Below are 21,852 nucleotides of genomic sequence, written 5' to 3' on the forward strand. Positions count from 1 at the left end.
AAACTATTTTCTCAAAAAACCGAATCGGCTATTTGTTTTGCCTGAAATAAACTTCGGTTGCCCCTAAGCCATATTTTTGATAATTGGCATCCTGAAAATCTACACCATCATAACGGCCTAATAAAAAATCAAGTTCGGCTTTTAGAATTCCTTCACCAACTCCGTGAATAAAAACAATCTTAGGAATGCGGTTTTTAATCGCAAATTCAATATGCCTTTTAGCAGTTTCAGTCTGTAAGGTTAAAATATCATAATTTGACATTCCACGCTTATTAGGAACTAATTTTTCGATATGCAAATCAAATTCCGGTGCCGAAACTTCTCGCTTATCTTTCTTTTCCTTTACAAAACTCCTCGGTTTTGGCTCTTCTTTTTGTTTTGCTACAGAATCTAAATCAATTCTTTTAATAGAATTCATTAAATTACTGGAATCCTGTATTTTAATCAATTCATTGACAAAAAATGTCATCATAAATCCATCTTCAGATTCAATTAAAACTTCATTATTTTTAACAGAAACTACTGTTCCGTTAATGGCTTCGTCCAGAACAGAAACCTTATCTCCTTTAGTCAGCATCCTCTTCTTCTTTTTCTTGATTCTTACTCGGTGTTTTTGCACTTAACCGCATCATGCCAAACATGAAAACTGAAATTGCAATTACGGTTATGTAAATATTTTTATTCTCAGAAACCTGTTCGTACAATGCAATAGAAATTGCCAGAATCATTATTAAAATTTTAAAAGTTTTCATATTTTTAATATAAGACTTCAAAAGTAAGAAACTTTAAAATAGCACCTCCATCCTATTTAAATCTTATCTGCTATTTTTGTAAAATTGTAAAAAATAAAACCGTGGATCTGGAAAAATATATGCTGCCTTGTTTTAGTAAAACCCTCTTCGGAATTGAGTGTTTGGGCTGCGGATTTCAACGCTCTCTATTCTTACTTTTTCAGGGTAATTTTTCAGCTGCATTTAACATGTATCCGGCAATCTATACCACGCTTATTTTTTTAGGTTTTGCAGCTTTACATTTTTTAGACAAAGCTAAAAATCACAATAAATTACTTTGGATTTCAGGAATCATAAATGGCATTTTTATGGTTGCCGGTTATTACTACAAACATTTTTATCTTTGATTTTTTTACCTGAAGTTACTTTTTAATTTGGTTTAAAATATCATTCATCATCTCGATTTGAACTTTTTGGATTTCGATTAATTCCTGTTGCTGATGCATGATCAAGTGATCAATTTTGTCATGAATCATTCTAATTTCCAGTTCTGATTTCAGGTTAATCATATAATCTTTTTTGGCACGGTTTCGGTCTTTTTCTTCCTGTCTGTTCTGACTCATCATAATTACCGGAGCCTGCAAAGCTGCAATACATGACAAAATCAAATTCAACAAAATAAAGGGATACGGATCAAAGCCTTTATTTGCTAAAATATAAATATTAGAACCAATCCAAACGACAATAAAAAGCAAAAACGAAATTATAAAAGTCCAGCTTCCGCCAAAATCTGCCACTTTATCTGCTATTTCCTGACCAAAATTTCTGGTTTCTTCTTCATCTTCCACAATACTCACAATTGATTTATCTTCTTTTAAAGATGAAATAACACTTTTTTCAAGATCCGAAAGTGCTCCAATCTCAGCAGACAAATAATTCGATATGTATTTTTGGCGATATGTATTTAATTCGGTAAAAGAAATAAAATCACTATCACAAAACGAAGGATGATCTTTAACAATAAGCCCTAAAACAGGATCGTGTATTGATTTTCCTGAAACTTTCTCGGTTACAGAAAATGAATGATTAGAAATAGCACTCTTAAATGTAGACTCGTTTTTCATTTTACTATGTTTTAGTGGCTAATTTACGCATTTAACTTCTTAACGATCTTAATAATTTACCAGCTTTAAAATTTCTTTTATTTATCACAAATTGAATTATCAATAGAAAATTTCTTTAGGGAATTCGTGCCTTTATTTACAAAAAACACCTTACTTTTAACGTTTCAAATTATCCATTCAATTTTACAATTGTGTCAAAAGATTTTATCATACAAAATATCAAAGCTTTAAAAAGCCATTCCAATATAAATTACGGGATTAAAACTAAAACCGAAGAGTTTACAGAAAAACTTTTTTATACCCTTTTTGATTCAAATGCAGCCTTAGATAAAAGTATTGACGAACTCGAATTTCGTTTTAAAGAGATTGCTGTTTTAGCCTGCAAGAAACCCGAAAAACTATGTGGCTCGATGTGGGATCTTTTTCTGGAAAAACTGCCAAATGTGTTAGAAAAACTAAATCAGGATGCCGAATATATTTTAGAAAATGACCCTGCATCAAACAGTATTGATGAAGTTTATTTGGGATATCCCGGTTTCTATGCTATCGCAATTTACAGACTAAGTCATGAATTATACAACCTTGATTTATTATTATTTTCAAGATTGATGAGCGAATATGCTCATAGAATAACAGGAACTGATATTCATGCTGGTGCCGATATTGCTTCACCTTTTTTTATAGATCATGCTACAGGAATTGTTATTGGAGAAACAACTGTAATCGAAAAACATGTAAAAATTTATCAGGGAGTCACTTTAGGCGCACTTAGCGTTAGCAAAGACATGAAGAACGCCAAACGACATCCAACTGTTGAAAAAAATGTCTGTATTTATGCAAATGCAACCATTTTAGGAGGCGAAACTATTATTGGCAAAAATAGTATTGTGGGAGGAAATGCCTGGGTAACAAAATCAATTCCCGCAGATTCCATTGTACTGAATACCACTACAACCGAAGTTAAAATAAAAGAAAAGAAATAGAATGAAACCAGAGAAATTACTAAACCTGATTGGCAACACTCCTTTAATGGAAACTGTTAATCTGGTTAAAAATAAAAACGTAAAACTTTTATTAAAACTCGAAGGTAACAATCCTGGAGGAAGCGTAAAAGACAGAGCAGCTTATAATATGATTGCATCAGCCTTAGAAAGAGGCGATATAAAAAAAGGAGACAAATTAATTGAAGCAACAAGCGGCAATACCGGAATTGCACTGGCCATGATTGCACAATTGTTTCAGGTTGAAATAGAACTGGTTCTTCCTGAAGATTCTACAAAAGAACGTACACAAACCATGCGTGCTTATGGCGCAACCGTCATTTTGACACCTGCAAGTGAAGGAATTATTGGTTCTCGTGATTACGCCGACAAAAAAGTAGCCGAAGGCGGTTACGTAATGTTAAATCAGTTTGCGAACGATGACAACTGGAAAGCACATTACAAAACCACCGGTCCTGAAATATGGGAAGATACAGAAGGAACTGTAACCCATTTCGTATCAGCCATGGGAACAACGGGAACTATCATTGGCACTTCGTCCTATCTAAAAGAAAAAAATCCAAATATTCAAATTGTAGGTGCGCAGCCCAGCGACGGATCTCAGATTCCCGGAATCCGCAAATGGCCACAGGAATATTTACCAAAGATTTTTGATGCTTCAAAAGTAGATACCGTTGTAGATGTAAGTGAAGAAGAAGCAAGAGAAATGACCAAAAGATTAGCTCTTGAAGAAGGCGTTTTTGCAGGAATGAGCAGCGGAGGCTCTGTAGCAGTAGCCCTAAAAATTGCTGAACAATTAGAGTCGGGTGTTATTGTAGCTATTATTTGTGACCGTGGTGATCGTTATTTATCTTCTGATTTATTTGATTAAAAAATAAAGACTCTAAGGTTCTCAGTTACTAAGATTCTGAGTTTTTTCTTAGCAAAAAAACCTTAGTAACTCAGAACCTTAGCAACTTAGCCCCCTTAAAAGAAAAAAAATGAACTACCGAAAACTAGGCAAAACCAATTTTAATATATCTGAAATTTCACTTGGTACCTGGCAGGTTGGTGGAAAATGGGGATCGGCTTTTGATAACAAAACTGCTGACGAACTTTTAAATACCGCAATTGACAATGGTGTTAATTTTATTGACACTGCTGATGTTTATGAAAATGGTTTAAGCGAAACTGCTGTTGGAAGAGTTGTTCGTTCGAGATCTGAGCGAATTTATGTAGCTACAAAATGCGGACGCCATATTAATCCGCATGTGAGTGAAGGATACCAGCCAAAAGCACTTCAAAAATATGTTGAAGACAGCTTAAAAAGATTAGGATTAGAAACTCTTGACTTAATTCAGTTACACTGTCCTCCTACTGAAGTTTTTTACCGCCCTGAGATTTTTGAACTGTTTGACCGTTTAAAAGAACAGGGGAAAATATTAAATCTTGGTGTTAGTGTCGAAAAAGTTGAGGAAGCCTTAAAAGCAATCGAATATTCGAATGTTACTACGGTTCAGATTATTTTTAATTTATTTCGTCAGCGTCCTTCACAATTATTTTTTTCTGAAGCAAGAAAAAAAGATATTGGTATCATTGCAAGGGTTCCTTTGGCAAGTGGACTTTTAACAGGCAAATTCGATGCAAAAACAACTTTTGCCCCTCAAGACCACAGAAATTTCAACAGAAATGGTGATGCTTTTGACAAGGGAGAAACTTTCTCCGGAATAGATTATGATTTAGGTCTGAAAGCGGTTGAGGAATTAAAAGCGTTATTTCCGGAAAGTACAAATCTGGCTCCTCATGCTTTACAGTGGATTTTGAGCTTCGAAGACATCAGCTGCATTATTCCAGGTGCTTCAAAAGAAAGCCACGTACTATCCAATTTATCAGTTTATGATTTGCCTAAATTATCCTCAGAAAAAATTGAAGCCATGAATAAAATTTACGAAGAATATATAAAACCTTCCGTACACCAGTTGTGGTAGTTGTTTCCCCATTCTGAGATATTCATTTAAGATACTAAGTTTCTAAGATTTTAAATTTTAGAAACTTTTTTCATTACGCAACCATTCCATAATCAACACATCTTATCAATAAACTAACCTAAAATAATTAATCATGAAAAAATTAAGTTTTATTGTATTCTTTATTTGTTTTGGTGCTGTTTCCTGCAGTAATGACGAAGACACTCAAAAAGAAGATGCCCAAAAATTAGAAAAAATGCATCAAGAGATTGTTACACTTTCATTGTCTACTTCTCAAACCTGTACAAACCCTGAAGAATGGGATTTTACATCAATTAACACCAGTGCCTGTGGCGGAACCAATGACTTTATAATATATTCTAAAAAAATAGATAAGGTTAAATTTCTTGCCAAAGTAGACCAGTACCTAAAAGCACAGGCTGCCTATAATAAAAGATGGAAAATATACGCTGCCTGCGACCTCATGTTACCTCCGGCAGGCATTAAATGCGTCGAAGGAAAGCCTAAATTGTTTTCTTCTATACCAAAATAATTAAAAATTTACTGATTCTAAGGTATTGAGTAATTTGACATTTAAAACTTGAAAAAACTTAGTACCTTAGAATCTTTCTTTACCGGAATTTAGCAAAATGCTCAAAAAATCAAATTTTAAAGAATGGTTTAACCGATACAAATACGCTGAATTAGCGAGTACAAGTGCTGCACTTACAACATCGCTTTTCAGCAAAGTTTATAGCGGACTGACGACTGCTTATTTGATTACGTTTGCAGAATATCTGGCTTTTTACAGCATCATTTTATTTTCTTCTTATAAAAAGTTAGCAAAGCAGCATAAAATTTTAGGTAAAAAAACTTCTTCTCCAGAAATTTTTAAACTTTTAAAAAACTTAATTTTAGAGTTTGGATATCCTGCAATTTTAGATTTTTTGATAATCCGCCCTTTTTGTATGTACTGGATGCCGATACTTTGCGGGAATTATTTCTTCGGAATTATTTTTGGGAAAATTTCTGCCGATTTGTGTTTTTATTTTTTTACGATTGTCAATTATGAATTAATCAAAAGAAAATAATTAACAGTTTTCGAATACAATTTTAAACTCGGCTCCTTTATTTGTTCCATCGCTAGAAGCAGTTAGTTTACCCTTATTTCTTTCGATAATTTTTTTACATAAGTACAAACCAATTCCGGTTGAAGATTCGTTGGCTGTTCCCAGTCGGCTCATTTTAGTGAATTTTTTAAACAATTCATCAATCTGATGTTTACTAAAACCAATACCATTATCAGAAACAGTTATTACCAGAGAAGCATTTTCAGTAAAAAATCTCAGTTTGATCTCACTGTCAAAATAAGAGAATTTTACAGCATTACTGATTAAATTCACCAAAACCTGAATTAATAATCCTTCATCAATTTTAAGCTTTGTTTCTTCAGTTTCAATACTCACATTCAGACTGATATTCTTATCTATAAGGCGCTGTTCTACCTGTTCATTCACAAAATCTAATACATCTGTAAATGAAATTTCTTTGGCTTCCTGATTTGTTCTCACAACCTGATCCTGTTCATCCAGTAACTTAATAAAGTTTTCAATATACCTAAACTGAAGGTTGGTTGATTCACAAATCAGTTCTGCTAAATCCTTAATTGACTCGGATGGTTTTTCGTCTATGATAAGTTTTGCAAGCCCCTGTGGATTTCCGGCAAAATTTTTCAAATCATGTGACAACATGTAAATTAAATCCTGCTTTTCGTTAATAAAACTTTCAGCCTCAAAAATAGATTCCTGAATATTGCTCATTAGCAAACCTGCTTCATCATTATATTGGGTTGGCAAAACAGATAACTTTCTTTCGTTTCTATATTCGTCCAATGATTTTGAAGCGATAACAATTGGCCTTATCAATTGATTTAAAACCAGAAGGGTAATCGCCGTTGCCAGTAAAGTCATAATTAATGAAAAAATCAAAACCGATGTAGCCGGAACAGAACTCTCGAAATACAAAACAAAAAACAAAATTCCAATCAAAGGAATATGAATACCTATAAAAGCAACAAACAGGAATTTGAATGCATAACTTTTTTTTAAAAAGCCAATTTTCGAAAGATTATGATACAACTTCATACAAAACAACAATTACTTAGACTTAAAATGGGGCTATCGAAGCATTTGACAAAACAAAGTTAACTTTTAAAGCCAATTTATACGACGTAAATTACATAATTTGATAAAATATTTTAAAAATTAAATTATAAAAGTTTACAAACCCTTATTTTTGCGCTATGGGAAGAAAAAATACAGACAAAGTCGTCTTTCATCAGATACAAGTTCTCGATGCAGGCGCAAAAGGTGTATCAGTTGCAAAAGCTCCTGACGGAAAAGTAATCTTTATCCCGAATGTAGTTCCGGGCGATGTGGTTGATGTACAAACTTTTAAAAAACGTAAAGCTTATTACGAAGGAAAAGCCGTTAAATTTCATGAATTATCAGAACATCGTATAGATCCAATTTGCGAGCATTTTGGTGTTTGTGGCGGATGTAAATGGCAAAATATGAAATACAGCCAACAGTTGTATTACAAACAAAATGAAGTAAAAAACCACCTGCAAAGAATTGGAAAAATTGAATTACCGGAATTTGAAGATATCTTAGGTTCTGAAAAACAGTTTTTTTATAGAAACAAAATGGAATTTTCTTTTTCGAACAGCCGTTGGTTAACCGAAAAAGAGATTGAAAGCACTGAAGATTTAGGCAACAGAAATGCATTAGGTTTTCATATCCCTAAAATGTGGGACAAAATTCTGGATATTACCAAATGTCATTTACAGGAAGATCCATCAAATGCTATTCGTAACGAAATCAGAGCTTTTGCAAACGAAAATAATTTAGATTTCTTTAACCCGAGAGAACATTCGGGATTATTGAGAACTTTTATGATTCGTACAGCCTCGACAGGCGAGATTATGGTTTTAATTCAGTTTTTCGAAAATGATAAAACCAACCGTGAATTGATTTTAGATCATCTTTACGAAAAATTTCCGCAAATTACATCTTTGCAATATGTGGTCAATTCAAAAGCAAACGATACTATTTACGATCAGGATATAAAGCTTTACAAAGGAAGAGATTATATTCTGGAAGAAATGGAAGGTTTAAAATTTAGCATTAATGCTAAATCATTTTACCAGACCAACTCAGACCAGGCTTACGAATTATACAAAATAACACGCGATTTTGCAGGACTTACCGGCGAAGAAACGGTGTATGATTTATATACAGGAACCGGGACTATCGCACAATTTGTTTCGAAAAAAGCAAAAAAAGTAGTTGGTGTAGAAAGTGTTCCGGAAGCAATTTTAGATGCTAAGGCAAATGCTGAACGCAATAATATTACGAATTGCGAGTTTTTTGTTGGAGACATGAAAGTAGTTTTTAACGAAGCCTTTATCGCACAGCATGGAAAACCGGATGTTATTATTACCGATCCGCCAAGAGACGGAATGCACAAAGATGTTATTGAACAAATTTTAAAAATCGCCCCTAAAAAAGTAGTTTATGTAAGCTGTAACTCTGCAACTCAGGCAAGAGATCTGGCTTTAATGGATGAAAAATACAAAGTAACACGAGTTCGTCCTGTTGATATGTTTCCACAAACACACCACGTAGAAAATGTTGTACTTTTAGAACTTCGATAATACAATTATAAATGAAAAAAATACTGTATTTTTTATTGGTTTTTACGTTTGGATTATCAAGCTGTGAGAAAGATGATATTTGTGATGCAAATACACCTACCACTCCCCGGCTTATTATTTCTTTTTATGACATTACCACTCCTTCTGTAAAGAAAAGTGTAACCCGTTTAAAAGTAACCGGCAAAGACCAGCCTGAAGGTGTTATCTTTAACGAAGGAGGAACTGAAATAACCAAATATCTCACAAGCGGTGATTCAATTGCTATTCCGTTAAAGATAAATGAAGACAGCACAACTTTTTCTTTTATTTTAAATTCTGACAGTTCTAATCCTGAACTGGCAAATACTGATGAAATAACATTTAATTATAGCAGACAAAATATATATGTTTCAAGAGCCTGTGGTTTTAAAACAATTTACAGATTAAACACCCAAAATCCATTTGTAAAAAATGATTCCGGTAATGATGGTATTTGGATGCAGGATGTTCGAGTATATAATCCTAACATTGAATTCGAAAATGAAACACATGTCAAAGTATTTTTTTAGTATTTGTTTATTGTTTACAGTGTTTCTTGTTCAGTCTCAGGAAATCACTACCGATACAATAAAAAAAGAAATCAAGCAGGAAAAACCAAAATCCAAAACTACCAAAGCTGTTACAGAAACGATAGCAGACAGCGTTCCTGTAAAAAAAGACCGTTACGGCTTACGTGTAGGGGTAGATTTGTATAAACTTACTCGTGGTTTTTACGATAAAGACTATAAAGGAGTAGAATTTGTGGGTGATTTTCGCCTTACCAAAAATTATTACTTAGCGGCCGAACTTGGTATAGAAGATAAAACCACCGATGATGACAGATTAAATTCAACTGCCACCGGAACTTATATAAAAGGAGGTTTCGACTATAATTTATACAACAACTGGCTGGATATGGAAAACATTATTTCTGTAGGCTTAAGAGGTGGATTTAGTACTTTCAGCCAGCAATTAAACCATTATAAAATTTATAATTCAAGCCAATATTGGGGCGAAATACCACCTGTTGCAGACGGAACAAAATATACCGGCTTAACAGCAGCCTGGGCAGAAGTTGCTTTAGGAATGAAAGCCAAAGTTTTTAATAATGTTTTTGTGGGATTTGGTGTTCAGTTAAAAATGCTTCTGGCTAATAAAGAACCTGATAACTTTGAAAACCTGTATATTCCCGGATTTAACAGAACTTATGACGGAAACTTTGGCGTAGGTTTTAATTATACCGTTTCCTATTTTATTCCTCTTTATAAAAAGAAAGTAATAATTCCGGAAACAGAAAAAAAAGCTCCTAAGAAATAATTTCATTTCTAAAAACAAAGAAGCCACGAATTCATACTAAATAATGAATTCGTGGCTTTTCTTTAGTTAGAAGTTTAAGATCACTAACTATCCTATTTCCTTAATTCCTTTTATGAAAATCCATTTCATAAAAAGCTTTTCACCATCTTTGGTTTTCAACGCTTTAAACTGAGGAGCTATCAAAGTTGCCACAATAAATGCGGTCATCGGAATCCAGATTCCGGTTAATCCGGAGTACTCTGCAATTATAAATCTTCCAAGAATAAATAAAATTGCGAAACATCCCAATTGATATAAAAAAGCTCTTATTTGTAGTTTTGTCATTTTTTTTTGAGTTACTAAGGTTCTGAGATACTAAGGTTTCCTTTTAGAACTTAAATCCTGAACCTAAAATTATGGTATCATTAATTTTCGCAAGCCAAATTCCTTAGTACCTTAGAAACTTAGCCTCTTAGAACCTTATTGCTGAAATTTAGTTCTTTTACTTCCTTCGTACATTTCGTATTTTACCAAACGGGCTTCAAGGCTTCCGTTAAAAAGTTTGATTTTTCTCGAAGGTTTTAGTCCTACAAATTTCAAAGCTTCAAGATTTGCCGTGATAAACCAGGCGTTCGTTCCCGGGTAGTTTTTCTTTAAAGTGTCGCCAATATTAGCATAAAATTTCTCCATGTGAATATCCAGACGCTCATCATACGGAGGGTTGAATACAATATGTAATTTCCCTTCAACTGCTTTCTCAGTATCAAAAAAATTATCTTCAGAAATCGTTACATAATCTTCCAGATTTGCATTTCTGATGTTGTCTTTGGCTTTGCTTACAGCACTTGGCGCTTTGTCAAAACCTTTTATGGTATAATGAAATTCCCTTGTTTTTTTCATCAGGCTGTCAACGATTTTATCAAACAAATCATTGTCCCAGTCTTTCCATTTTTCAAAAGCAAATTCTTTTCTGTTGATATTTGCCGGAACATTGCAGGCAATCATAGCAGCCTCTGCCAAAAAAGTTCCGGATCCGCACATTGGATCCAAAAAGTGACTTTGCCCATCCCAGCCAGATAGCAAAAGAATTCCTGCCGCCAAAACTTCGTTAATAGGAGCAATATTCGTAGCGGTTCTGTAACCACGCTGATGCAGTGAATTCCCGGAAGTATCCAAAGCTACAGACACCTGATCTTTGTCAATATGAACATTAATTCGTAAATCCGGAAAAGCTTTATCAATACTCGGGCGTTGACCTGTTCTTTCTCTAAACTGATCTACAATCGCATCTTTACATTTTTGCGAGACAAATTCAGAATGATTAAAATAAGTAGAATGAACCGTAGCGTCAATTACAAAAGTCTGATTGGCATTCAGCAATTTTGACCAGTTGACACCCGAAATTCCTTTGTACAATGCCTGCTCATTATTGGCTCTGAATGAGTAAATTGGTTTTAAAACCTTAAGAGCGGTTCTAAGTGACAAATTGGCTTTGTACATAAAACCTTTATCCCCTTTAAAACTTACCATTCTCACTCCTTTTTCGACATCCTGAGCACCAAGATCACGCAATTCTTTTTCTAATATTTCTTCAAAACCAAAAAAACATTTGGCAATCATTCTAAAATTTTCTTCCATCTTTATTTTTGTATTAAAAAAAACCATTCGTAAAGACATCATTCACAGAGATGCATAGCAGTGTATCTTTACAGTATCATTGCGAAATAGTTATTTTTCGGCAAAAATACACTAAATTTGCCGGACTTTGAATTAATTGAAATAGAATAAATGTCTGAAACGCCTAACCCATCAACACCTAATCAGGATCGTAACACCGAAAATTGGTTTACTTCATGGTTTGATACTCCGTATTATCATATTTTGTACAAGGATAGAAATTACAGAGAAGCTCAGGTTTTCATGGACAACCTGACACATTATCTAAACTTGCCTGAAAAAGCAAAAGTACTGGATTTAGCCTGCGGAAAAGGTCGCCATTCTATTTATTTAAATCAACTAGGCTTTAACGTTTTAGGAGCCGATTTGTCTGAAAACAGCATTACAGAAGCCAGTAAAAACAGCAACGAAACACTTCATTTTAAAGTACACGACATGCGTGAACCTTTTGAGGAAAAATTCGATGCAATCTTCAATTTGTTTACCAGTTTTGGTTATTTCGAAAATGACGACGATAATCTGACTACCTTAAAAGCAATTAAAGAAAGTTTATCCGAATATGGTTTTGCCGTAATTGATTTTATGAATGTGACTCAGGTAATTGAAACATTAGTTCCCGAAGAAGTTAAAACCGTTGACGGAATTGATTTCAACATAAAAAGATATGTAGAAGACGGTCATATTTTTAAAGAAATTGATTTTGAAGATCAGGGTCGAAAATTCCATTTTACAGAAAAAGTAAAAGCGCTAACATTACAAGATTTTCAAAATTTAATGGATGAAGCCGGTATTTATCTCCTGGATATTTTTGGAGATTACAAACTCAAAAAATTCCATAAAACCGAAAGCGAACGATTAATCATGATTTTTAAATAAAATTGGTGAATCGTTTAATTGTTTAACCGTTTAATCGCTGAACAAAAAAACAATTAACCGATTAAACAAATCAACGGTTAAACAATAAAAAATGAATTATCTATTACCTTTATTCTCTGTCCTTTTAGGTTACATAGTGGCTTTATTCATAAAACCAAAAAACAAAACCAATCTTAAATTATTGCTTGCATTTAGCGGTTCTTTTTTATTGTCGCTAACCGTAATGCATCTTTTACCTGAAGTTTACGAATCCCACAACCATAATATCGGACTGTTTATCATGGTCGGAATTTTATTCCAGATCATTCTTGAGTTTTTCTCAAAAGGCGCAGAACACGGACACGTACACGGGCACGCAAAAATGTCCCAGATTCCGTGGCTTCTTTTCATCAGCCTTTGTATTCATGCCTTTTTAGAAGGTTTTCCGGTAAGCCATCATCATGGTTTAGCTATCGGAATTGCGATTCACCATTTGCCGATTGCCGTGATTTTAACGACATTTTTCATCAATGCCGACCTCAACAAAAAAGCCATTTTTGCTTTCATGCTTACTTTTGCAATCATGACTCCACTAGGAACTGTAGCATCAGACTTTTTACCTTTTTTAAACGATTATTATACTGAAATAACCGCAATCGTAATCGGAATATTATTCCACATCTCATCAACCATTATTTTCGAAAGCAGCGAAGGACATAAATTTAATGTTGCCAAAGTTTCCATGATTGTTCTTGGTATTCTATTAGCCTTTTTATTATAATTTGGGCGTGACCCTATTTACAAAAGGCGCTATTTAACAAACCGCTTATATGCGCCTTTCGTAAATAAGGTCGGGCTATCCGCACTACTTCGGTAGTTTGCTTTTATCCCTCACGCAACCGTAAATCAGTCAAAATCATCCCAAAAAGAAACAAAAATCTTTGTAACTTTGAGACTTTGCAACTTTGATACTAAAAAACACAATGACGTTTACAAAAACAACCGAACAATCTTCAAAATACGAGCATTTAGAAAAAATGTCTGTTCACGAACTGCTGACTAATATTAATAACGAAGACAAAACGGTACCTAACGCTGTCGAAAAAGCATTACCGCAAATCGAAGCTTTAGTTGCGCAGACTGTCGCAAATTTAAAATTGGGCGGACGTATTTTTTACATCGGTGCCGGAACATCAGGTCGTCTGGGTGTTGTAGATGCTTCTGAGTGCCCGCCAACTTTTGGTGTCCCGTTTGATTTGGTAAACGGAATTATTGCAGGCGGTGACACAGCCATTCGTCGTGCAGTAGAAAATGCCGAAGACAATGCCACACAAGCCTGGATTGATTTACAGGCATACGACATCAACTCAAATGATATCGTGATTGGAATTGCGGCTTCGGGCACTACTCCTTACGTGATTGGCGGTCTGGAAACCTGTAACGAAAATAATATTGCTACAGGCTGTATTACCTGCAATGCAGGAAGTCCTTTGGCACTTACGGCAAAATTCCCTGTAGAAGTTGTTGTAGGACCGGAATTTGTTACCGGAAGTTCGAGAATGAAAGCCGGAACTGCACAAAAATTGGTTTTAAACATGATTTCAACCGCATCCATGATTCAGCTTGGAAAAGTAAAAGGCAACAAAATGGTCGATATGCAGTTGAGCAACAGCAAACTGGTGGATCGCGGAGTGAAAATGATTATGGGAGAAATTCCGGTTTCGTATGAAGAAGCTTCAGAATTATTGAAAAAATACGGCAGTGTGAGAAATGCTGTTGATAATTTCAATAAATAAATACAAACTCATTTTTAATCTTAACCATATCCTGTTATCAAATGAAAACTATTACTATTGTATTATTACTATTAATTTCAGTTTGTTCTTTTTCGCAACAACTTCATCACAAAAACGGCAAAATCTTAGATTCAAATAACCAAAAGATCTCTAATAATGAAGTAAAAAAACTTTTAGCCTCACACCCGGAGCTTTTAGCTTCATATACTGAAGGTAGAACAAAAAGTGCCGTGGGAGGATTTCTATTAGGATTTGGACTCGGATTAACTGCTGGTGACTTGGTAGGAGGTTTAACACAAGATGTTAAATACCCAACAGCTCTTACCTATGTAGGTTTAGCGGCTACTTTAATTTCAATACCGGTTCTATCCGGTCGAACAAAAAAAATTGACGCTGCAATTGATGGTTACAACAACTCATTAGAACCAAAGAAAGTTGGATTTTCAATTGACAAGATGAATATCATAACGAATAGAAACGGAATAGGCATGCAACTATCATTTTAAAAATGGCAACAAATAAACAATTATTAGGAAAAGGGATTAAATATTTAACCGGTGCATTGCCATTGCTGTTTATTGGTCCCACACTCATCTATAATGCATTCATGAATCAGCATACCGATTGGCATTATCTGGTTTTAGGAATTGGTATTGTTGCCTGTTTAAGTGCCATGTTTTTAATTTTTTATGGATTAAAAATTATCATGAAAGGTTTGTTTAATGACTAAATTAGTTACTTAAACAAACCCGACAGTTTTTTAAACCTGTTGGGTTAAATCTTATCTTTAAATTAAAAATCTTATCTTTTATCTACAAAAATGGAAAGCCTGATTCACATTCAAAAAACATTCGAAAAGGTCATTTATATTGACAAGAAAATAAACAATCGGGAGTTTGAAGATTGTGTTTTTAAAAACTGTGATTTTTCCAACAGCAATTTTGCTTACAATACTTTTTTAGACTGCGAGTTTATCGACTGTAACTTGTCGATGACCAGTCTGGCGGGAACAAGTTTAAAGAATGTGACTTTTAAAAACTGTAAACTTTTAGGAATTGCTTTTAACGAATGTGATGACTTTTTATTTCAGGTTTATTTTGAAGAAAGTACCATAGATTACGCTATTTTCTCCAACAAAAAAATGCCAAAAACCAAGTTTATAAACTGTTCTGTTAGGGAAGTTACTTTTATAGGAACCAATTTAACGAGTTCGGTATTTGATAATTGTGATCTCGATGGTGCCATTTTTAATGATACACAATTGGCTGCTGTTGATTTTAGAACGGCTTACAATTATAAAATTGATCCCGAATTTAACCCGATGCGAAAAGCACAATTTTCTAATCAGGGAATAGTGGGACTTTTAGATAAGTATGATATTAAAATTGTATGAATTATGGAGGCTAATGAATCTTATTTAGAAAGTGTTAAAAAGCAATTTTTGTATTACAAAATGCTGGGAGAAAAAGCCATCGATCAATTAGAATCCGAACAGCTTTTTATTGCTTTAAACGAAGACACCAATAGTATTGCGACTATTATCAAACACATTTCGGGAAATATGCTGTCGAGATGGACAGATTTTTTGACTTCGGATGGAGAAAAAGAATGGCGCAATCGTGATGCCGAATTCGAAAATGATTTACAGTCAAAAGAGGAGGCTCTGGAAACGTGGAATAAAGGCTGGAATGTATTTTTTAGCGCTTTAAACAATTTGAAACCGGAACAGCTTTCGGATATCATTTACATTCGAAATGAAGGCCATACGGTTATTGAAGCTATTAATCGGCAATTGGCGCATTATCCGTATCATATCGGGCAGATTGTTTTTTATGCGAAACAGTTGAAAAACAGCTCCTGGGACAGTTTGTCGATTCCGAAAAATAAATCCGGAAATTACAACGCCGAAAAGTTTGCCAAAGAAAAAGAAATTAAAAATTTTACTGATGATGAATTGAATAGATTGAAATAATTACTTCTCTCTTTTAAAATTCTACCTGATGAAAACGACTGCCCTAGCCCTGATGGAAGCGACATCCTTTTGTGGCGTCCCGATAGCTATCGGGAGTCACAAAAGATATAGCGGACAGCAGGAATCAGCTCCTTATAAAACAACTTATTTAAAATGAAAAAAATTATATTCTTATTCCTCATACTTGCTTTGGTATCGTGTTATAATGCAGAACACAACTGTAAAGACTTTAAAAACGGCAAATTCAAATTTGAGTTTGAAGTAAACGGCATTAAAAAAACAACGCTTTTTGAACGTAAAGACAGTATTGAAATTGAAACTTTTGAAGGAAAAACTGATACCGCAACAATTCGCTGGGTAAGTGACTGCGAATATGTTTTACAGAAAAAACACCCAAAAAATATGGCGGAGGAAAAAGCCATCAGCATGAAAATTTTAACGACATCGAAAGATTCTTATACGTTTGAATTTGGAATGGTGGGTTCTGAAGAGAAACAGCGAGGAAAAGTTTTTAAAATCGAATAAAAATAGTAAATTGAATGTAAATTAACATTTACTATGGAAGTATTTTTAAACCCTGATGCCTTAATTGCATTACTGACGCTTACATTTCTGGAAATTATTCTGGGAATTGACAATATCATTTTCATCTCGATCGTTACAGGAAAACTCCCTGAACAGGACCGCAAAAAAGCAACCCGGATTGGTTTGTTTTTAGCCATGTTTATGCGAATTGCCTTGTTGTTGGGAATCTCGTATTTAATTGCCATGAAAGCAACAGTTTTCAGTATTCACTGGAACTGGTTTGAAGCTGATTTTACCGGACAGGCGATTATTTTATTCCTGGGAGGTTTGTTCCTGATTTATAAAAGCACCAAAGAAATCAGTGAAAAAGTGGATCATAAAGGAGACGAAGAAAAAAACATACAGACTGCTGCAAAGAAATCTTTTTCGAATGTTATTGTACAAATCTTGTTGATCGATTTGATTTTCTCTGTGGACTCCATTTTAACTGCTGTAGGTATGACCAATGGCGTTGAAGGTGCGCTGACTATCATGATTACGGCAGTCATAATTTCTGTTATTGTTATGATGCTTTTTGCTGTTCCGGTGGGTAATTTCGTTAATGCAAATCCATCCATTCAAATATTGGGTCTTTCGTTTCTAATCCTGATTGGATTTATGCTGATTACCGAAAGTATGCATTTATCCAATGCCGCTCTGATTGGTGAACATATTGGCGCCATTCCTAAAGGCTATTTGTATTTTGCTATTACGTTTTCTCTGGCTGTAGAATTTATTAATATGCGGATTCGAAAGAAAAAATCATAACTAAAATTTAAAAGTTCCCTTGCGGAGCTTTTTTTGTTTAACAAATAAACCTGATTTTTTACAAAATATAATTTGAATAAAAACTTAAATGTGTTTCTTTTACAATTCTGTTTCTATTCTAAAATTTAGAACTTAATCCAAATATGAAAAATACCATTTCACATAGAGTTGCTGACTTTTTGAAGCACTTCCCTCCTTTTAATCTTTTGCATCAAAAAGATCTTGAAAAATTATCGGAGCAGATTTCAATCATATATAAAGAAAAGGATTCGGTGATTTTTTCTGAGAATGAAAAGACACATGAATCTTTTTATGTAGTTCACAAAGGAGCGATTGCCCTTAAAAAGAATCAAAAAACACTCGACATGTGTGATGAAGGGGATATTTTTGGACTGAGGCCGCTTCTGGCACAGGAGAATTATGTCATGGAAGCCAGTACTTATGAAGAGAGTATTTTATATGCGATTCCGATTGCCGTTTTTAAGCCGTATGCTTTAGAAAACAAAGCCATTGGTAATTTCCTTATTGAAAGTTATGCCTCGAATACTAAAAACCCCTATTCAGAAGTTCATAAAAACAATTTATACGGAGAAGTTATTGCGCAGCATGAACAGAATACCGACAAAGAAGTATTTGATTTACAGCCTATAAAATTTTCGAAAAAAATTGTTACCTGCGGTCCCTCAACCACGGCAAAAGAAATCGCTAAAATCCTGACCAGGAAAAAAGTCGGAGCGATATTAATTGTTGATGAAATGCTTCCAATTGGAATTATTACCGATAAAGATTTACGCAACAAAATCGTTTCAGGCGATTATCCTATTACCACAACAGCCGAAACGATTATGACATCGCCCGTGATTACGTATTCTAAAAAAATGACGGTTACCGAGGCTCAGATGGCTATGATTAAAAGCAATATCAGTTATTTGTGCCTTACCAAAGACGGAACAGTAAATACAAAGGCTGTAGGAATCTTATCGAAACACGACCTCATGGTTTCACTTGGAAATAATCCGGCAGTTTTGATTAAGGCTTTAAAAAGAACCACAAAAGTTAAGGAAATCAAGCCAATCAGAGCCAGAATTATGCAATTATTACAGGGATACCTTGACCAAAATATCCCGATGACACTGATTACAAAAATCATAACCGAATTAAATGATGCCTGCGTAACCCGTGTTATTGATATTTCATTAGAAAAAATGAATACCCCTCCTCCTGTAAATTTTACATGGCTTGCACTAGGAAGTCAGGGTCGTGACGAGCAGATGCTGCATACTGATCAGGACAATGCGATTGTATATGAAAATGTATCGGAAGTTTTTAAAGATGAAACCAAAGCTTATTTTCTAAAATTAGCAACCTACATCAACAAAGGACTTTTTACTATTGGCTATGAATATTGCCCTGCCGAAATGATGGCGTCTAATCCAAAATGGTGCATGAGTCTGGACGAATGGAAGGATCAGGTGGCATACTGGATTAAAAATCCGGGTAAAAATGAAGTCTTGTTATCGTTTATCTTTTTTGATTACAGTGTAAAATATGGCAATCGCGAAATTGTAGATCAGTTATCCGATTCGATATTTGAAAATGTAAAAGCCAATCCTATTTTTTATGTTCATTTGGTGAGTGGTGCTTTACAGAGTCCTTCTCCAACCGGTTTCTTCAGACAGTTTTTAGTGGAACAGGATGGCGCCAATAAAGATCAGTTCGATATTAAACGAAGAGCATTAATGCCGTTGACAGATGCTGCAAGGGTTTTGATTTTATCGCACTCCGTAAAATCGATCAGCAACACAGCGGAACGTTTTGAAAAACTGGCCGAACTGGAACCGCAAAATAGCGAACTTTACTTATCGTGTTCCTATTCGTTTAAAGCCTTATTGAAATTCAGAACCAAACAAGGGCTTTTACATCATGATTCGGGGCAGTTTATCGCTTTGGAATCCCTTTCGAAAATGGAGAAAATAAAACTAAAAAGGACTTTTAAAACCATTAAGGAACTTCAGGAATTAATTTCGGTACGTTTTAATGTTTCAAATATTGTATAAAAATGAGTTTATTTAATTTTTGGCAAAAGGAAGAAGAAAACTTTTTCGATGAAAACATCACTATCGAAGAAACACGTTTTGTCGTTCTAGATACCGAAACAACAGGATTTGATTTTACAAACGACCGTATTTTGTGTATTGGTGCCTTGGTATTACAAAACGGCACCATTTCAGTTCAGGATAGTTTTGAGGTTTATATAGAACAGGATCATTACGATGAATCAACTGCTCAGATTCATGGTATTTTAAAAGATTTTGTTATAAAACGTCCATCAGAATCCGAAGCTTTAAAACAGTTTGCAGATTATTTGGGTGATGCTGTCATTATTGCGCATCACGCCTATTTTGATATCACGATGATTAACCGTGCTCTGGAAAGAAATGGCTTGCCGGAATTAAAAAACAAATCACTCGATACTGGAGTTTTGTATAAAAAAACGTTAATCAAATCGCATCTTTTTGAACGAAAAGACCATTACTCTCTTGATGATCTGGCGGATAAATTTGATATTTCTAAAAAAGACCGCCATACCGCATTAGGAGACGCTTATATTACAGCCATCGCTTTTTTGAAAATTGTAAAAAAACTCAGGGAGAAAAAAGAGATTTCCTTAAACCAGCTATTCAAATAAGTTTAAGATATTTTAAGAAGTTTAAATTTACATTAGAAGCCAAAATTTACGATTTACTAATATAGTATTTCTTATTTATTAGCAATAAGAAAAAATTAACATAACACACATTTTGTTTTCGGGGCATAGCTTTGCCTTATTCAAAAAAAACAAAAAACAGTTATGAAATTTAATTTTTTAAAATCTATTGCCTTACTTGGAATTACAGGTCTTTCTGTAATTAGCTGTCAAAATGACGATGAAGGCGAAAAAACAAACAAAAACATTGATTTTACTACAAAATCTAAAGTTCCGGCATTTGTATTTGCACAGCCTGGCTTCGAAAATTTACAAATTTCAACCTTAATCGCTACAACTGATGTATTGCCGGAAAGTCCTTCTTTCATTTACGCAGGTCAGCCTGACGGAGCCGGATTTATGAAAAATCAAAATGGTGATGGTTATGTAATGATTACCAACCACGAAATTATACAATCCGTTTCGAGAGTGTACTTTGACAAAACTTTAAAACCTGTAAAAGGGGATTATATTGTGGATGCTGCTGGAGGACAAACAAGACTTTGTTCCGCTACCTTAGCAACACCTGATATTCATGGTTTTGGACCAATATTTTTAACAGCCGGAGAAAGCGGACAGGAAAGCATGGTACATGGTGTAGATCCTTTTGGGACTGCAAACGACAAAAGTAGAAAAGACAGGGTTTTACCTGCTTTAGGAAAAGCGAGTATGGAAAACGCTGTTCCGTTAACAAAAAAAGCATATCCTGGCAAAAGTGTTATTATCATGGGAGAAGATCAATCATATGCGGCTTCACATGCTAGTGCGGGTCAGGTTATTATGTACGTTTCTACTGTCGGAGATTTAAATAATGGAAAATTATACGCTTTAAAAAGAAATGATAACGTTCAGGTAGAAACGACAATGACTGTTGGAAATTCTTTTGATGTCTCTTTTGTTGAAATTCCAAATGCCAAAAATATAACCGGAGCTGAAATCAATACTAAAGTAAATGACTTAAAAGCAATCCGTTTTTCAAGAGTTGAAGATATTGATTACAGAAAAGGATCAGCAAAAAACAACAGAGAAGTTTATTTTACCGCTACGGGTCAGTCTTCAAACGGAACTACTCCTGTAGAAGGATATACAATGTGGGGAAGAGTATATAAATTGGTTTTGGATGAAAAAGATCCTTTAAAAGGAAAACTTGAATTAGTTGTTGAAGGTGATTCTACTCCTGGTACAGGTGTTATCAATCCGGATAACCTTTGTGTAACTGAAAACTATGTTTACATTCAGGAAGATGGAGACAGTTATTATCCGGATGCAAAACATGATTCTTATATCTGGCAATACAATATTACTTCGAAAGTGAACAAGCCTTGGCTGAATATGAATCATAAACGTACTGATGCTGCCTGGAATACACTTTACAACACAGCAAATAACAATCGTCTTGGAAGCTGGGAATATGGTGCAATGGAAGATATATCAGATGTAATTGGTGTTCCAAATACTTTCATTGTAAATATTCACCCTCACACCTGGGTAAACAATGATTTCAAAAATGCTGACGGAAGCGGTTTAACCTCAAATACAGAAGGTGGACAAACAGTGATTATTCGTAACGTACAAAGATAATTTTACAACAATTACAACAAAAACAATCCAATTTCCTATTGGGTTGTTTTTGCTATTTATTA

Annotated in this window: 28 protein-coding genes; 22 read left to right on the forward strand and 6 right to left on the reverse strand. The window is 34.3% G+C overall.

The genetic code is table 11. The annotated features are described in order from the left end of the window. Positions 1-28: 28 nt before the first annotated feature. Complete coding sequence (locus FLV_RS09175) at positions 29-577, reverse strand: Smr/MutS family protein (protein WP_243233109.1); 549 nt, start codon at positions 575-577, stop codon at positions 29-31. Further along, positions 567-752: a hypothetical protein gene (locus FLV_RS09180; RefSeq protein WP_243233110.1), complete on the reverse strand. Its 186-nt coding sequence runs from the start codon at positions 750-752 to the stop codon at positions 567-569. Before FLV_RS09180 ends, FLV_RS09175 begins: the two co-directional genes overlap by 11 nt. A gap of 101 nt (positions 753-853) precedes the next feature. On the opposite strand from FLV_RS09180, the gene FLV_RS09185 reads away from it, so the two are divergent. Beyond that, a complete protein-coding gene (locus tag FLV_RS09185) occupies positions 854-1,138 on the forward strand; it encodes a DUF2752 domain-containing protein (RefSeq protein ID WP_243233111.1) in 285 nt (94 codons plus the stop codon). 15 nt (positions 1,139-1,153) lie between these two features. Here the strand turns inward: FLV_RS09185 and FLV_RS09190 are convergent, their stop codons facing one another. Continuing rightward, on the reverse strand, positions 1,154-1,855 hold the full coding sequence (locus FLV_RS09190; protein WP_243233112.1) for a DUF1003 domain-containing protein: 702 nt from the start codon (positions 1,853-1,855) through the stop codon (positions 1,154-1,156). A 191-nt stretch (positions 1,856-2,046) separates the two neighbouring features. Here FLV_RS09190 and epsC point away from each other — a divergent pair, with 191 nt between their 5' ends. The 5 genes from epsC to FLV_RS09215 all read left to right on the forward strand — a co-directional run bounded on the left by epsC (position 2,047) and on the right by FLV_RS09215 (position 5,893). After that, positions 2,047-2,838 (forward strand): serine O-acetyltransferase EpsC, encoded by a 792-nt coding sequence (epsC, locus tag FLV_RS09195; RefSeq protein ID WP_243233118.1) that lies wholly within the window; start codon positions 2,047-2,049, stop codon positions 2,836-2,838. A 1-nt stretch (position 2,839) separates the two neighbouring features. Next, positions 2,840-3,727, forward strand: a complete 888-nt coding sequence (gene cysM, locus FLV_RS09200) for a cysteine synthase CysM (RefSeq protein WP_243233119.1) — start codon at positions 2,840-2,842, stop codon at positions 3,725-3,727. 109 nt (positions 3,728-3,836) lie between these two features. Continuing rightward, the gene (locus FLV_RS09205) at positions 3,837-4,823 is read left to right on the forward strand and encodes an aldo/keto reductase (protein ID WP_243233120.1); all 987 of its coding nucleotides are present in this window, start codon (positions 3,837-3,839) and stop codon (positions 4,821-4,823) included. 133 nt (positions 4,824-4,956) lie between these two features. Continuing rightward, complete coding sequence (locus FLV_RS09210; protein ID WP_243233122.1) at positions 4,957-5,355, forward strand: hypothetical protein; 399 nt, start codon at positions 4,957-4,959, stop codon at positions 5,353-5,355. 97 nt (positions 5,356-5,452) lie between these two features. Continuing rightward, positions 5,453-5,893, forward strand: a complete 441-nt coding sequence (locus FLV_RS09215; RefSeq protein WP_243233124.1) for a hypothetical protein — start codon at positions 5,453-5,455, stop codon at positions 5,891-5,893. On the opposite strand, the gene FLV_RS09220 is transcribed toward FLV_RS09215, so the two are convergent. Then, entirely contained in the window at positions 5,894-6,946 is a 1,053-nt protein-coding gene (locus FLV_RS09220) for a sensor histidine kinase (RefSeq protein ID WP_243233126.1), read from the reverse strand. Positions 6,947-7,104: 158 nt separating this feature from the next. On the opposite strand from FLV_RS09220, the gene rlmD reads away from it, so the two are divergent. The 3 genes from rlmD to FLV_RS09235 are packed head-to-tail and all read left to right on the forward strand — an operon-like array spanning position 7,105 to position 9,852. After that, a complete protein-coding gene (rlmD, locus tag FLV_RS09225) occupies positions 7,105-8,517 on the forward strand; it encodes a 23S rRNA (uracil(1939)-C(5))-methyltransferase RlmD (RefSeq protein ID WP_243233128.1) in 1,413 nt (470 codons plus the stop codon). A gap of 11 nt (positions 8,518-8,528) precedes the next feature. Further along, entirely contained in the window at positions 8,529-9,065 is a 537-nt protein-coding gene (locus tag FLV_RS09230) for a DUF6452 family protein (RefSeq protein ID WP_243233130.1), read from the forward strand. After that, positions 9,037-9,852 carry a DUF6048 family protein gene (locus FLV_RS09235; protein WP_243233132.1) on the forward strand — a complete coding sequence of 272 codons (816 nt, stop codon included), beginning with the start codon at positions 9,037-9,039 and terminating at the stop codon, positions 9,850-9,852. Before FLV_RS09230 ends, FLV_RS09235 begins: the two co-directional genes overlap by 29 nt. Positions 9,853-9,939: 87 nt before the next feature. Here FLV_RS09235 and FLV_RS09240 read toward each other — a convergent pair whose 3' ends face one another. Then, positions 9,940-10,176 carry a hypothetical protein gene (locus tag FLV_RS09240; RefSeq protein ID WP_243233134.1) on the reverse strand — a complete coding sequence of 79 codons (237 nt, stop codon included), beginning with the start codon at positions 10,174-10,176 and terminating at the stop codon, positions 9,940-9,942. A gap of 135 nt (positions 10,177-10,311) precedes the next feature. Then, the gene (locus FLV_RS09245; protein WP_243233138.1) at positions 10,312-11,469 is read right to left on the reverse strand and encodes a class I SAM-dependent RNA methyltransferase; all 1,158 of its coding nucleotides are present in this window, start codon (positions 11,467-11,469) and stop codon (positions 10,312-10,314) included. Between the two features lie 150 nt (positions 11,470-11,619). Between FLV_RS09245 and FLV_RS09250 the strand changes: the two genes are divergently transcribed. The 13 genes from FLV_RS09250 to FLV_RS09305 all read left to right on the forward strand — a co-directional run bounded on the left by FLV_RS09250 (position 11,620) and on the right by FLV_RS09305 (position 21,790). Continuing rightward, positions 11,620-12,384, forward strand: a complete 765-nt coding sequence (locus tag FLV_RS09250; protein ID WP_243233139.1) for a class I SAM-dependent methyltransferase — start codon at positions 11,620-11,622, stop codon at positions 12,382-12,384. A 91-nt stretch (positions 12,385-12,475) separates the two neighbouring features. Next, positions 12,476-13,144, forward strand: a complete 669-nt coding sequence (locus tag FLV_RS09255; protein WP_243233140.1) for a ZIP family metal transporter — start codon at positions 12,476-12,478, stop codon at positions 13,142-13,144. Between the two features lie 202 nt (positions 13,145-13,346). After that, a complete protein-coding gene (murQ, locus tag FLV_RS09260) occupies positions 13,347-14,159 on the forward strand; it encodes an N-acetylmuramic acid 6-phosphate etherase (RefSeq protein ID WP_243233150.1) in 813 nt (270 codons plus the stop codon). Positions 14,160-14,200: 41 nt separating this feature from the next. Then, entirely contained in the window at positions 14,201-14,665 is a 465-nt protein-coding gene (locus FLV_RS09265) for a hypothetical protein (protein WP_243233151.1), read from the forward strand. Between the two features lie 2 nt (positions 14,666-14,667). Then, entirely contained in the window at positions 14,668-14,889 is a 222-nt protein-coding gene (locus FLV_RS09270) for a DUF6095 family protein (RefSeq protein ID WP_243233152.1), read from the forward strand. A gap of 90 nt (positions 14,890-14,979) precedes the next feature. Continuing rightward, complete coding sequence (locus FLV_RS09275) at positions 14,980-15,552, forward strand: pentapeptide repeat-containing protein (RefSeq protein WP_243233153.1); 573 nt, start codon at positions 14,980-14,982, stop codon at positions 15,550-15,552. Positions 15,553-15,555: 3 nt separating this feature from the next. Further along, complete coding sequence (locus FLV_RS09280; RefSeq protein ID WP_243233154.1) at positions 15,556-16,131, forward strand: DUF1572 family protein; 576 nt, start codon at positions 15,556-15,558, stop codon at positions 16,129-16,131. 28 nt (positions 16,132-16,159) lie between these two features. Beyond that, on the forward strand, positions 16,160-16,288 hold the full coding sequence (locus FLV_RS19945; protein WP_262916432.1) for a hypothetical protein: 129 nt from the start codon (positions 16,160-16,162) through the stop codon (positions 16,286-16,288). Continuing rightward, positions 16,285-16,656 (forward strand): DNA topoisomerase IV, encoded by a 372-nt coding sequence (locus FLV_RS09285; protein ID WP_243233155.1) that lies wholly within the window; start codon positions 16,285-16,287, stop codon positions 16,654-16,656. Before FLV_RS19945 ends, FLV_RS09285 begins: the two co-directional genes overlap by 4 nt. Positions 16,657-16,689: 33 nt before the next feature. Beyond that, entirely contained in the window at positions 16,690-17,463 is a 774-nt protein-coding gene (locus tag FLV_RS09290; protein WP_243233156.1) for a TerC family protein, read from the forward strand. A 143-nt stretch (positions 17,464-17,606) separates the two neighbouring features. Beyond that, a complete protein-coding gene (locus tag FLV_RS09295) occupies positions 17,607-19,520 on the forward strand; it encodes a DUF294 nucleotidyltransferase-like domain-containing protein (RefSeq protein ID WP_243233157.1) in 1,914 nt (637 codons plus the stop codon). A gap of 2 nt (positions 19,521-19,522) precedes the next feature. Then, entirely contained in the window at positions 19,523-20,152 is a 630-nt protein-coding gene (locus FLV_RS09300; protein ID WP_243233159.1) for a PolC-type DNA polymerase III, read from the forward strand. Positions 20,153-20,314: 162 nt separating this feature from the next. Next, positions 20,315-21,790, forward strand: coding sequence for a hypothetical protein (locus FLV_RS09305; RefSeq protein WP_243233161.1), 1,476 nt, complete (start codon positions 20,315-20,317; stop codon positions 21,788-21,790). Positions 21,791-21,852 lie beyond the last annotated feature (62 nt).

Source organism: Flavobacterium pectinovorum, from assembly GCF_022802975.1.
GTDB classification, from domain to species: Bacteria; Bacteroidota; Bacteroidia; order Flavobacteriales; family Flavobacteriaceae; genus Flavobacterium; species Flavobacterium pectinovorum_B.